Genomic DNA, 13,703 nt, shown 5'->3' on the forward strand with positions numbered 1-13,703 from the left:
GTACTAAGTCCACAGAAACAACTGCAGCTGGTCAAGTGATTAAAGATGGTGCTAAAACTAATACATCTACTGTTGATGAAAACACATTAGTGGATGGTGCTAAATCTAACAAAACAACTGTAGACAGCAATGTAATTGATGATGGCAATGGTAATGTAAATACATCCAAAGCTACCTCCAATACAATTACTGATGGTACAAATACTACAGAAGCAACAGCTAGTACTGTAACTGTCAAAGATAATGCTGGTAACAGCACAGTTATCACTAAAGATACGATTACAACAGGTACTGGTGCTAATAAGGTGACTGTTGATGGTACTGCTGGTAAAGTAACTGCAGGTTCTGCAGTTATAGATGGTGTGAATAACACAATCACTACAGGTGGTGCTAACACTGTTAAATTAGATGGTGCTGCAGGTACTGTTACTGGTTTAACAAATACAGCATGGACACCAGGTGTTACAAAAGCTGTTTCTGGTCGAGCTGCAACAGAAGATCAATTACAACAAGTATCTGATGCAGTAGGTGCTGGTTGGAATATAAACTCTGGTACAGTAGCTGGTTCCACTGGTGAAGCTAATGGCTCTGCTAAGACTAAGATCTCTAGTGGTGAAGAGGTTCAATTACAGGCTGGCAATAACCTCATTATTGACCAAAATGGTAAAACTTTAGCGTACTCCTTAAACAAAAATCTTAAAGATATGGAGTCTGCTATATTCAATGCCACTGGTGGTAAAACCACTGTTATCAAAGGCGATAGTATCGTTCAAACTGATGGTGGTAAAACGAATACATCTAATGCGGCTGGTAACACTGTTGTAGATGGTACAAAATCCACAGCCACTACGGCAGCGGGGACTACTATCACTGATGGTGCTAAGACGAATACAAATACAGCAGATAAAAATGTAATCGATGATGGTGCAGGTAATACAAACACATCAAATGCCACATCTAATACGATTGCTGATCCGAATGGCAATACGAATACTGCGACAGCAACTAGCAATACTTTGGCAGATAATGCGGGTAACTCTAACGTATCTAATGCTACAAGCAATAATTTGACAGATAATGCAGGTAACTCTAATATATCTAATGCGACTAGCAATATATTGAAAAATGCTGCTGGTGATGAAACTAAGGTTGACGCTAAAGGTGCTACTGTTAAAGATGCAGCTGGTAATACAACAAATGTTGCTTCTACTGGTGCAACAGTAACAAATGCAGCAGGCGATACAACTAAGGTTGAAGCGACTGGTACAACTGTAGCCGATGCTGCTGGCAACAAGGCTACTTTCACTAAGGATGGTGTAACAATTACAAAACCTGGTAAAGATACAGTGTCTTTAACTGGCAATGGCCTTGATAATGGCAATAATAAGATTGTTAATGTAGCAGATGGTACAAATGACACAGATGCTGTGAATGTACGTCAATTAGATGCTAAAACTAAGGCGGCAACAACTGAATTAACTGCTAATGGTGGTGAAAGCGCCGATAATACTACAGGCAATATTGTGTTGACTAAAACTACTGCTCCCGATGGTCATATCGTTTACGACAACAAGTTAAATGATAAGATTACCTTGGGTGCAGCGGATCCAACAAAAGCGATTACTGTGGATGGTACAAATGGTACGATCAAAGCTGGTAAAGATGGTAATGCTGTAGCGATTAATGGTACAGATGGTACTATTAAAGCTGGTGATGGTACAAATGCTGTTGCTATTGATGGTGTTAATGGTTCTGTGAAAGTAGCAGATAAGATTGCTCTTAATGGTAAGGATGGTAAAGCTGCTATTGGTACTGTAGGTATTGATGGCAAAGATGGCATCATTACTACAGGTGGCAATAATCCTGTTGCAGTAAATGGTAAAGATGGTGTTGTAACAGGTTTGACTAATAAAACGTGGGACCCTAACAATATTACTTCTGGCCGCGCAGCCACTGAAGATCAAGTACAATCTGCTGTAGCTAATGCAGGCTGGGACGCAACAGTTGGCACAGAAGGCTCTGGTGTAAATAGCACACCAAATGCAACACCAGAAAAAATTAGACCAAATGAAACGCTTACTTTTAAAGCGGGCAATAATATGATGGTTAGCCAAAAAGGTAAAACAATTAGTTATGCTGTAAATCCAGAGCTTACAGATATGAAATCTGCTACATTTAAAGATGCAGCGGGTAATACAACTGTCACAAATGGTAATGGCATGACAATTACACCTGGTAGTGCAAATCCTAACAATCCTAATGCAGGTCCTGTATCCTTGACTAAGGATGGCCTCAATAATGGTAACAATCAAATTAAAGGTGTAGCACCTGGTTCTGATGATACAGATGCAGTGAATATTGGTCAGTTAAAAGCATCTAATGCTAAAATTGGCGATGCTATTGGTCAAGTAGCAGGTGAAGTACAACGTGTTGGTGCTCATGCAGCAGCCATGGCAGCGTTGAAGCCAATCCAATATGATCCATTAGAACCAACTCAAGTTATGGCTGGTGTTGGTAACTATCGTGGTGAAACAGCAGCTGCCCTTGGTCTTGCGCATTATACGAACGAAAATACTATGTTCAATGTAGGTGTTTCCGTTGGTGGTAACCATAATATGGTGAATGCTGGTGTAACCCATAAATTTGGTTCTAGCCCAGAAAAGAAAAACATTCCTGATCGTTACAAAGCAGGTCCTATTAGCTCTGTGTATGTAATGCAAGATGAGGTATCTAGCCTCAAGAAGGAAAATGCTGAACAAAAATATGTTATTGCTGATCAAGCAGCTCGTCTAAACACATTGGAAGCTGAAAATGAACGTCAACGTCAAGAATTGGCTGAAACAAAACAAGGGTTAGATGACTTGCGTGCAGCAGTAGATAGACTGTTGGCATCCAAAGGTTAATAATTGAAAATAATTATCACTACATAGGTTAAATAATTATTGACCTATAAACTTAAGAACCTCTTATACTCTGATATACCTGGTGGGGTATAATCAAGTGCTATAAGAGGTTCTTTTGCATTTTTGATATATATTCTTATGTAAAATGCATTATACATGAATGACTACTCATATGTTCTGTGATATAATATTTAAGATATTAGGGGTTGAGAATTTTGCCCCACCTTGTATGATCTTACATGAATAGGAGTTACTATGTTAGCACGCATACAACGATGGCTTTCAGTTGATACCATGTTGCCCGCTGCAGAGCGGTTAGGTCCGGTAGGGACGACAAAGCAACTGTATGGTAATTATTTGAAAATTGCTTGGCCGGCTACATTACAAGGCTTGATGTTACAATTTATGACAGCCATCGATTTGGCAATGGTTGGGGCACTCGGTGCGTCTGCGCTTGCGTCGGTAGGTATTATGGGACAGCCTGAAATGGTGATGCTCATTTTCTGTCGCGCTTTATCTATTGCTATTACCGCTATCATAGCTCGCCGTCATGGTGAAGGTGATGTAGATGGTATGAATGCAGTTCTTAAGCAGTCTATATTATTGAATTTCTTAATATACGTGCCTTTATTAGTGATATGTTTCTTTAATTTAGAGCATATTTTACGCTTTACTGGCGCAGAAGATGGTTATATAGAAACCGCTGTCTGGTATGGTCGTTTCATTGTTATCAGCCTTATTTTTCAGTCCTTTAGCCAAATTGTAGGGGCTGCACTAATCGGATACGGTAATACAAAAGTCATTTTTAAATCGAATGTAGTAGGGAACATTTTAAATACCATTATGAACTTTTTCTTGATTTATGGTATTGGGTTCTTTCCTGAGCTCGGTGTTATGGGGGCAGGGGTGTCCACTATGATCAGTAGTGCTCTTATTGCTTTGTTGCTATTGCGTACTATCTCACAGCATACGACTACAGGATTAACATTGCGACATCCATCCAAATGGACCTTTGAAAGACCTGTACTTCATACTATGTTTCACGTTGGGGGCAGCTCTCTAGGGGAGCAGTTCTTTGAACGTTTTGGTATGTATACATACACCATGATTGTTGCTTCCTTAGGTGCAGTACCATTGGCAGCACACTATGTATGTATGAACTTAATGGATATATTCTATTACTTTGCCATGGGACTTGGCTTTGCGGGAGCATCTCATACGGGGCAAAACCTTGGGCATAAACGTCCAGATATTGCACGTGTCTATGGTAATATCGGTGCTCGAATTGGACTGATTGTGGGCCTTGTAAGCGCCTTGATATTTATTGGTCCTGGAGACTTTTTGGTACAACTTTATACTCGTGAAAGTGAAGTAGTACTTCTTTCTGGTTCTTTGATGGGAATCATGGCAATAGCGGCTTTCCCACAAGCTTTACAGCAAGTATATTCTGGTGTATTAAAAGGAGCAGGGGATACGTATTACATTATGAAATATTCCCTTGTAAGCGTAGCCATCATTCGCCCCATAATTACTTATCTATTATGTATTACATTAGGATTAGGTTTGTTAGGGGCGTGGCTATCCTTATGCTTTGATCAGTCCTTACGCTTATGCTGTTCCTATTTGCGATTTATTAAAGGTGCATGGCAGAATAAGATTGTCTAATACTCTGTAAATATAGTTAGTAATCAATCTTGACAATCATTTAGCATATAAATTTTCATATAAAATCTAAAATTAAAAATGTTCGATATATAGAGAGAAGATGCAGATAAAATCTATACAATTATGTTTGTTATTACTTTCTATATTGAAAATATCAAAATAGTTTATGAGAGGTTTATGAAAATTATCTTGTATATTCAAATTATTTGATGTACAATACAAAATGTGGAAAAAATGACACATTGGGGAATGTGTCGTCTGACCAGAAACTTCTGATTTCACGTATATATGTAAGGGATATATATAAGAAACGATAAAAGCCTCCTTAGTGCATACTGAGGGGGCTTTTACTCGTTTTGTTATAGTTAAATTTATTAGATTAAGTAATAATAGGTTTTATGAAATTATATCAAAGAAAATCGTTGATAGAATTGAAAAGTGTTTATACTACTGCTATGGTAGAAGCTATCTACTTTCACAGACATCATAGTTATAAGTTTCTTAAGTAGATTATCAGTAACATATTGATAATCTATAAAAAAACAATAAATAAAATTAATAATATTTTAATTAATGTATATCTATAAAATCATATGAGTGTTATAAAAAAGAGGAGATAAAAGGGATTTAAAATTTTATAATTATAAGATTTTTATATAGATAAATTTCGAAAAATTCATGATAGGTTCATAAAAGATATTGAAATTTATCGAAAAGTTGTGTAAAATGAAAGTATATTATTACCAAGGCCCTGTGTATTGTTATGGGCTATTTTTGGAGGGAATTATAATGAACAAAAAATTATTAGCTTTATTGGCAGTTGCTGCTGTAGGCGTATCCGTTGCTGGTGCAACTCCACAAACTCAATTCAACAAAGGCGAATTCCAAGTTGATCTTGGCGCAGCTCATTCTAAAGCAAAAACTGAAGCTTGGAATGCTGACGCAAAATGGAACTTCGATGGTGCTGTAACATATGGCTTGACTGATAAAACAGCATTGCAATACCAATATCATGGTTTGAATGATAAATTAGGTGGTATTGGCTACAGCGACAAAATGCACGAAGTGAACGTAGTTCAATCCTTGAACAAGAACTTCGCAGTATATGGTGGTTATGCACACATTTCTGGCGATGATTTCGCTAAAGCAAACAACATTGCACAAGTAGGTGTAATTGGTAAAGCTAACCTTGGCTCTAAAGTAGAAGTTTATGGTAAAGCTGGTGTAGGTACTAAGAAAACTTCCACTTGGGAAGCAGGCTTAGGCTACAAAGTTAACGAAGACTGGGATATCAATGCTGGTTACCGTTATATCAACACTAAACGTGATGATGTTTCCAACATCTCCTTCCAAGGTCCTGTAGTTGGCTTGTCTTACCGTTTCGGTGGCCAAAAATCTGTTGCTCCTGTAGCAACTCCAGCTCCAGCTCCTGTATACACTCCAGCTCCAGCTCCTGTAGTAGAAGCTCCTGTATACAAAACTCCTAAATTGGATTACTATGTACAATCCATCTACTTCGATTCCGACCAAGATGTTGCTCGTGCCGACCAATATCCAAACTTAACAGCTGCTGTAAACGCTGCTCACCAATACTCTCAAGACCAAGTTAAATTGTTAGGTAATGCTGATACTGATGCAAACCCTCAATACAATATTGGTTTGTCCGAACGCCGCGTACAATACGTAGCTCAATACTTAGTAAATAATGGCGTATCTGCTGATCGCTTCATCGGTATCGCTAATGGCGACACTAAACCAGTGGCAACTAACTCCACTGCAGCTGGTAAAGCTGAAAACCGTCGTGTAGACGTTTACATTCACCGCTAATCTCTAAACTAATTTAGATTAGACATACAATAAAGTCCACCTTCTATCATGCTCTCGTGTTCATCGGGGGACCGAGCATGTGATAAGGTGGACTTTTATGTTATACTAAACTTGCAAACAATCGTAGGTCATACAATGTTCATTAAGCTTTGATAATGTATGCGGTGTGAGTATAGTAAAGTAGGTTATATATGAAAAAATTTAAATATTACAAACCGCTCATAGGTGCTATCATACTAGCTGGTGTTATGATCATGATGGCCCTTAGAATAAGTGATATTGCTAGTGCCATTGATGCTATTATTACAGCATTTGTTCCACTTATTGTAGGTGCCTGTATTGCTTTTGTGCTAGATATTTTAGTAGTGCGCTATGAGCGATGGCTATGGCCTAAGAGTGAATCTGGATGGAGGTATAAGATACGACGACCTCTCAGTCTTGTATTATCTTTTGTGACAATTAGCGTAATCGTGTATTTTATTGCCCGTATGGCGCTTCCTCAATTGGTTCATTCTATGTCGATTATTGTGGCGTCTTCGCCTCAACTGTATACAGAGTTCCAAACTTGGATGCAGCATCTTACAGAGACGATTCCAATGGCATCTAACCAGACACTTATGGACACGTTGAGTGGTGAAAGTATCGTTAAGTATACTCGTGAATGGGGGACTAAAGGCGGTACATACATCGTTAATGCAATGGGCACAGTTTTATCTTGGACGTTAAATATCGGTCTTGGATTGATCTTTGCTATTTATATGCTCCTTGATAAAGAACGCCTTATGATGCAAGGCAAACGTATTGTAAAAGCCTATGCATCTGATGAATGGGTGAATCGTGTTAGTTATGTAACCCGTGTGGCAGTTCAAACATTTAGTAATTTCTTTGTAGGACAGTTTATTGACGCCTTGATTTTAGGTGTTATGGTAGGTATTACATTATGGTTATTCAATATTGAATACGCTACAACCATTGCCTGCGTAATTGGCCTTACTGGTTTGATTCCATTGCTTGGCATCTATGTGGGTGGTGTTATCGGTGCAGTTATGTTGCTCACTGTTAACCCTATGGATGCGTTAATTTACGTGATTATTTTAGAAGTGATTCATCAAATTGAAAGCAACTTCATTTATCCTAAAATCGTCGGTAACTCCGTTGGTTTGCCGGGATTATGGGTATTTGCTGCGGTTATCGTAGGTGGTAGCTTGATGGGGGTCACTGGCATGTTGATTGGTGTTCCTTTAGTAGCTACATGCTATAAATTACTTATGTCTGATGTAGATGAACGACTTGCATCAAATGAAGGTTTATAGTATATTGTCTAAATAATATGATTGTTAATGTATGTTTTGTGTGCTGTTGATTATGGCACGGACTTATAGTAATTCTAGTATGTGAATTACTTTTACATTGTTAAAAGTATCGCATATAGTAGGAGGATATGTAATGAATAAAAAGTTAATTTCTATGGCATTAACTGGTGTATTGGCAGTAGGTGTATTGTCTGTTGCTACACCAAGTGTGGCAGATGCACGTAAAACAAAGCCAGAAACAAGTACTGATATTTCTGTACAACGTGCACCAGGCGAGTCCATGGTTATGACTATGAGCAAAATTGGTACTATTTTCCAAAATCGCTTCCCGAATGCTGCGCTTCACTCCGTAGAGCTTAACTCTAACGATTTAAACTATGGCTACAAAGTTGTTGGCTATAGTAAATATCATCAATACAAGATGAAAATCGACGTAATCACTGGTAATACTTCCAATATGGAAGAAGGTGGCAAACCTAAAAAAATTATCGGTGAAATCTTCAATAAAGATCGAGTAATTGAATCTGCTCAAGCAGAACGCGTTGCTAAACAACAACTCGGTGCTGATGCTGTTATGAAGGGCTGGAAAATTGAAGCTCATGACGGCAAAATCTTGTACTATGTAACAATGCATCAAGATGGTAAAAAAGTAGTTGTTACAGTAGATGCTGAAACAGGTGCTTACCTAGAGCAATCTAAATCTTATAAATTACCACCTGAACCAGATCAAGGTTTCGATGGCCGCAAAACAAATCTTATCTTTGGTAGTGGCATCGACATGGGTCGTTAATCTATTGATTGATAATCAAATAAAAGAGCCAAAGGCATATGCCTTTGGCTCTTTTTTTGTTTAATAGTTATTACCAACGGTTTTCGTAGTATACTTGTGTCCACATAATAACCTCGATTAAGGACGGATGTGGGCTCATAGTTTCACCTACAGTGATAACGGATTTAGGATCCATTTCGCGAGTAATACCTTTTTCACGTAAGCGTTTAGTACGTTCAGAAGCGATTTCTTCATTAATTGCTGTTAATGGAGTTACACCACTGTTCATAAGGTTTACATATGGTTGGAAGAGGATAGACGCTTGAGGACCTGTTACGTGCATACCAAGGATATGATTAGTATCTTTGTCTACCACGATTTTGACAAAGCCGTCATTTACATCGCCAGGATTGATACCCATTGCATAGCCTTTAGCTGTGGAGGAGTAGTAGTTTTTGCCTACACCTACATTATAACCAGCTTTAATAGCTTCTGCTTCAGTAAGACCTACGCTACCAATTTCAGGGTAAGAGAATGTAACCTTTGGCAATGTATCATAGCGTGCCCAACGGAAATCTTCTTCGTTTTTAGCAAAGTATAGGTTGTGAGCGATAATATCAGCTTCATAGTTCGCACGATGACGGAATGCAGGTTCGCCGTTTACGTCGCCTAACGCATAGATACCATCAACGGATGTTTCTAAGAATTCATTAGTTTTGATCCAGCCTTTTGGCCATGTTTCGATACCAGTATTTTCAAGATGGAGCTCTTCTACAGCAGGACGAATGCCGGCTGCTACGAGGATTTCTTCTACCTTAGTTTCTGTAATTTCACCAGTGCTACGATCTTTAGTGACTACAACTTTAAGACCATCTTCTTGACGGATTTCAACAGTGTCTTGGTTTAAGATTACGTTAATACCACGAGCTCGGTAGTTTTGAAGAAGATGTTCGGACATCTCTTCGTCTTCTTTAGGTACAAGGCGCACATTATGTTGAATGATGGTAACTTCAGTACCAGCTGCATCAAATACATGACCAAATTCTACGCCGATAGGGCCTGCACCGAGTACTGCAAGCGATTTATACGGTTGTTTCGGGAACTTATCGCCAAATAAACTTTCACTAGAAAGGAAGCCTGCCTCTTGAAGCCCAGGTACATTTGGTACGTTGCTATAACCACCAGTACCTAGAATAATAGTGGGAGCTGTGATTTCTACGATACCAGAGCCATCGTTAAGGTGGATATTCATTACTTTATCGGACACAAAACTTGCAGCACCACGATATACATCTACATTGTCATAAGCGTTATAGTAATCATAGATGCCTGCAGACTTATCAATCATATGCCATGTACGTTTAGCTACAGTGTCCCAATTCATTGTTGCATCGCCAACATTAATGCCTATTTTTTTGAACTCTTCTACTTCTTGAATGGCATTAGCTGCTGTAACCATAACCTTCGTAGGAATACAACCGCGAGTTAGGCATGTGCCACCAAATTTACCTTTTTCTATGATGGCCACTTTAAGGCCTTTTTTTTGCGCAGCGTCAGCTACGATGGTTGCGCCGCCTGTACCAACTACAATAATATCGTATTGTTTCATGTTGATTCCTTTCAATATATATCTACTAATAGTTATTATCATTAACTCTATTATAACCTTACATTGAATAAAATCAATATGGTTGTATGTAAAAAAGACGGTCCCGAAGGACCGCCTTAGAACGTTTTAGTTCCAATCTTCGTGGTAGCCACGTTTTGCATAGTCTGCAGTAGCTGTGAAGAGAATGTCTGTGCTAGAGTTAAGCGCAGTTTCCGTTGAGTCTTGTAACACACCGATGATAAAGCCAACGCCTACAACTTGCATTGCTACGTCGTTGGAAATACCGAATAGGGAACAAGCCAATGGAATGAGTAGTAAAGAACCACCTGCTACACCAGAAGCACCACAGGCACCAATAGTGGCGATGATAGATAACAGGATTGCTGTAGGAATATCTACAATAATACCTAATGTATGAGCTGCGGCTAATGTCATGATTGTAATTGTAATCGCCGCACCGCCCATATTGATAGTTGCACCTAGTGGAATGGATACGGAATACATATCAGGGTTCAGTTTCAAACGTTTAGCTAAGTCAAGGTTTACAGGAATGTTAGCAGCAGAGCTACGTGTGAAGAATGCGTAGATTGCAGATTCGCGTAAACATTTAAATACCAATGGGTATGGATTGCGACGAAGATAAACGAAGGACAGAATTGGATTGATTACTAGTGCTACGAAAATCATAGAGCCAAGTAATAAAACGAGTAATTGGAAGTAACCAATCAAAGCTTCGATACCGTTAGTAGCAATAGATTCCGCTACAAGGCCCATAATACCAAGAGGAGCAAAGCGGATAATCCAGCCTACCACTGTAGTAATTGCTTGAGCAAGGGATTCCATAACCTCTTTTGTATTCATTGGTGCATGACGTAAAGCACCACCTAGGATAAGAGCCCAAGCTAGAATACCGATATAGTTAGCGGACATCAACGCTTTTACAGGGTTATCAACTACATTTTTAAGTAATGTGGTCATAACCTCAGCAATACCTTGCGGAGGAGCTGCATCAGCGGCACCTGCTGCTAGATGTAATGTAGTAGGGAAGAAGAAACTCACGATTACAGCTAATACTGCGGAGAGGAATGTACCTAATAGATATAAGGTGATTACAGAACCCATACCTGTTTTTTGGCCAGAGCGATGTTTACTGATCGCAGCGATTACCAAGAAAAATACAAGGATAGGTGCGATGCCTTTAAGAGCACCAACAAAAAGAACACCTAATAAAGCAAGTTCATTTGCCACATCTGGCACGTAAAGTGCAGTCAAAATACCAATGATCAAACCTATGATAATCTGTTGGATTAGACTGACTTTGTTGATTGATTTAACAAATCGATTCATAGTACACTCCAATACTTAATAAAAACAAAAAAACTCCATGAATATATCCTTTCATCATGGACATATGTCATTATACAACGAACATGTAATAGTAGCAATAGAGAATATTATAGATGTTTATACGTATTTATGTTAAATATATAGTAAGTGATAAACATGTTTATTTACCGTATAGGACGTGTTGTTTTTTATAGAATTTATCAGTACTTGTATCATATATGTAAATAGTACATGCTTGCTATTTATAGTATATATAATAGGATTCTTTTTTAGAGTTCCTATAATATGGTATACTATGCCATATACAGTTCTTGATTAGTGAAAGGACCATAATGAATACTAAAGAATTTAAAACGTATGCCGATAAAGAGCAATTTGTACAAGGTGTTTTTTCTAATATTGCAAAAAACTATGATTTAATGAATACAGTCTTAAGCTTTGGACAAGATTATTTTTGGCGCAAATTCTCTGTAAAAGCAATGAATATTGGTCCTCACCAACGTGTGCTTGATGTAGCATGTGGTACCTGTGTGTTTACAAAGGAAGCATTACGTCAAGAACCTACACTAAGAGTAGAGGCGTTAGATTTTAATAGCGAAATGCTTGACCAAGGTCGTGTTCGCATTGAAAATGCAGGATTAATGGATCAAGTGAATCTAGTACAAGGTGATGCAATGGCTTTACCTTATGCAGATAATACTTTTGATGCGGCTATGAGTGGCTTTGCAATGCGTAATGTACCGGATATTAAACAAGTATTATCCGAAATGCAACGTGTTGTAAAACCAGGTGGGAAAGTAGTTGTATTAGAACTGGCGAAACCAAGTATGTTTGGTTTTAAACAGTTATACAATTTCTACTTCTCTTATATATTACCTATTATAGGTAAACTCAGTAAGGATAACTCATCTTATGCATGGCTTCCAGAATCTTTGCGTCGTTATCCTCACCAAAGTGAAATTTTAGAAATCTGGAAATCTCTTGGATATGAAAATGCCACCTATCATGAATTGACAGGCGGCATTGTAGCGGTCCACGAAGGTGTTGTACCAGAGAATTCTATTGTAAATAATAAGTGATGTTAGCGTCTTGAGAAACTACTAAAGAACCTTTTTCTACAGGCGTAGCAGTTTCGAGTGCTGCTTTAAGCATTACTCCGCTACGGTAGTAACCAGAGTCCATAGAACTTGTTTCTGTTGTACTAATAGAAACCGTTTTTACTGGGCCTAAGGTGCGACCGAGAGCCGCAGCGATAACTTCCGCTTTATGGCGACCGTTTTGAATCGCTTCTGTAGTTAAAGAATCAGATAATTGTTGAGACACATCATTTTGGAATGAAAGGTTGTTGATGTCGTTAGCCCCAGCGCTAACAGCGGCATCGACAACCTTTCCTACGTTATCGAGGTTATTAATCTTAACTGTTACGTGATTGGACACATTGTAACCTGTGTTAATACGTTTGCCTTCTTGATAATCGCTTGTTGGATTAATAGAAATATTCGATGTGAAAATATCTTTTTTATCAACACCTAGATTTGCTAATCTACTGATTAAGTCACTCATGATACGATCGTTATTAGATTTAGCAGCATTAATATTTGTGTTTTGACTTGTAATACCTAAGGTTAAAATTGCATAGCTTGGTGCTACAGAGCGAGATGCTTGGCCTGTAATTTGAATTTCAGAGGTATCGAAGGTACCTTGGGGTGCAGCAAAAGCTGCTGTAGCCATAGTTGCACATATAGATGCTAGAGCTACTGTTTTTGATAATAAACGTTTAGATAATTTCATACTTAATCTCCTTACACTAATGTAATATTCATATTAATTGATACTAATAAAATAGAACTATTTATGTTACAAGTTCTGTATTACAGCTATATTGTACATGATTGATTGTATAAAATCAATTGTTGGCTATTAGGGGTTTTATGAAAGTATAGTGAAAGTTGTGTGAAGTTGAGAATTGGGGGTTGCACTTATAATTTCGTTGTACTATAATATGCATACAGTCGTTCGAGCGACTGTTTCTTAATGAGTGTAGTAATACACTTAGAGGTTCAAAAAGAACTTCAAAAAAGATTATAAAATGTGTTGACACGAACGAGGTCACATGTTATTATAATCAAGTCGTCAGTTAAGATAACACTTCGAATGAAGTGGAGCTAACTGATAACAGATCTTTGAAAACTGAACAATGATAGGTAATCAATCAATATGATTGAACATATGCCAGAGTGCGGGTTTTGACAAAGTCAAAACCAACCATA

9 protein-coding genes are annotated in these 13,703 nt (G+C 38.1%); 6 read left to right on the plus strand and 3 right to left on the minus strand.

Annotation, left to right across the window (positions count from 1 at the left end):
- The 5 genes from RYM16_RS08315 to RYM16_RS08335 all read left to right on the plus strand — a co-directional run.
- A partial coding sequence (locus tag RYM16_RS08315; protein ID WP_314983304.1) for a YadA-like family protein occupies positions 1-2,903 on the plus strand: 2,903 nt, incomplete at its 5' end.
- A 255-nt stretch (positions 2,904-3,158) separates the two neighbouring features.
- Positions 3,159-4,568, plus strand: coding sequence for an MATE family efflux transporter (locus tag RYM16_RS08320; RefSeq protein WP_105097546.1), 1,410 nt, complete (start codon positions 3,159-3,161; stop codon positions 4,566-4,568).
- Positions 4,569-5,357: 789 nt separating this feature from the next.
- A complete protein-coding gene (locus RYM16_RS08325; protein WP_105097547.1) occupies positions 5,358-6,395 on the plus strand; it encodes an OmpA family protein in 1,038 nt (345 codons plus the stop codon).
- Positions 6,396-6,586: 191 nt separating this feature from the next.
- Positions 6,587-7,708 carry an AI-2E family transporter gene (locus RYM16_RS08330; protein ID WP_314983305.1) on the plus strand — a complete coding sequence of 374 codons (1,122 nt, stop codon included), beginning with the start codon at positions 6,587-6,589 and terminating at the stop codon, positions 7,706-7,708.
- 133 nt (positions 7,709-7,841) lie between these two features.
- Complete coding sequence (locus RYM16_RS08335; protein WP_105097549.1) at positions 7,842-8,498, plus strand: PepSY domain-containing protein; 657 nt, start codon at positions 7,842-7,844, stop codon at positions 8,496-8,498.
- Positions 8,499-8,568: 70 nt separating this feature from the next.
- Here the strand turns inward: RYM16_RS08335 and RYM16_RS08340 are convergent, their stop codons facing one another.
- Together RYM16_RS08340 and sstT are read right to left on the minus strand one after the other, a co-directional pair.
- Entirely contained in the window at positions 8,569-10,086 is a 1,518-nt protein-coding gene (locus RYM16_RS08340; RefSeq protein WP_105097550.1) for an NAD(P)/FAD-dependent oxidoreductase, read from the minus strand.
- 126 nt (positions 10,087-10,212) lie between these two features.
- Entirely contained in the window at positions 10,213-11,433 is a 1,221-nt protein-coding gene (sstT, locus tag RYM16_RS08345) for a serine/threonine transporter SstT (protein ID WP_105097551.1), read from the minus strand.
- A gap of 332 nt (positions 11,434-11,765) precedes the next feature.
- Here sstT and RYM16_RS08350 point away from each other — a divergent pair, with 332 nt between their 5' ends.
- Complete coding sequence (locus RYM16_RS08350; RefSeq protein ID WP_105097552.1) at positions 11,766-12,512, plus strand: ubiquinone/menaquinone biosynthesis methyltransferase; 747 nt, start codon at positions 11,766-11,768, stop codon at positions 12,510-12,512.
- Here the strand turns inward: RYM16_RS08350 and RYM16_RS08355 are convergent.
- Positions 12,493-13,224, minus strand: coding sequence for an SIMPL domain-containing protein (locus RYM16_RS08355; RefSeq protein WP_105097553.1), 732 nt, complete (start codon positions 13,222-13,224; stop codon positions 12,493-12,495). The genes RYM16_RS08350 and RYM16_RS08355 overlap by 20 nt on opposite strands.
- Positions 13,225-13,703: the final 479 nt, after the last annotated feature.

The organism is uncultured Veillonella sp. (genome assembly GCF_963524655.1).
Lineage (GTDB): Bacteria > Bacillota > Negativicutes > Veillonellales > Veillonellaceae > Veillonella.

Excerpts from the sequence above, each read along its gene's own strand:
- RYM16_RS08355 (WP_105097553.1), bottom strand. The coding sequence starts at position 13,224 with ATGAAATTATCTAAACGTTTATTATCAAAAACAGTAGCTCTAGCATCT.
- RYM16_RS08330 (WP_314983305.1), top strand. The coding sequence starts at position 6,587 with ATGAAAAAATTTAAATATTACAAACCGCTCATAGGTGCTATCATACTA.
- RYM16_RS08325 (WP_105097547.1), top strand. The coding sequence starts at position 5,358 with ATGAACAAAAAATTATTAGCTTTATTGGCAGTTGCTGCTGTAGGCGTA.
- RYM16_RS08340 (WP_105097550.1), bottom strand. The coding sequence starts at position 10,086 with ATGAAACAATACGATATTATTGTAGTTGGTACAGGCGGCGCAACCATC.
- RYM16_RS08320 (WP_105097546.1), top strand. The coding sequence starts at position 3,159 with ATGTTAGCACGCATACAACGATGGCTTTCAGTTGATACCATGTTGCCC.
- sstT (WP_105097551.1), bottom strand. The coding sequence starts at position 11,433 with ATGAATCGATTTGTTAAATCAATCAACAAAGTCAGTCTAATCCAACAG.
- RYM16_RS08335 (WP_105097549.1), top strand. The coding sequence starts at position 7,842 with ATGAATAAAAAGTTAATTTCTATGGCATTAACTGGTGTATTGGCAGTA.
- RYM16_RS08350 (WP_105097552.1), top strand. The coding sequence starts at position 11,766 with ATGAATACTAAAGAATTTAAAACGTATGCCGATAAAGAGCAATTTGTA.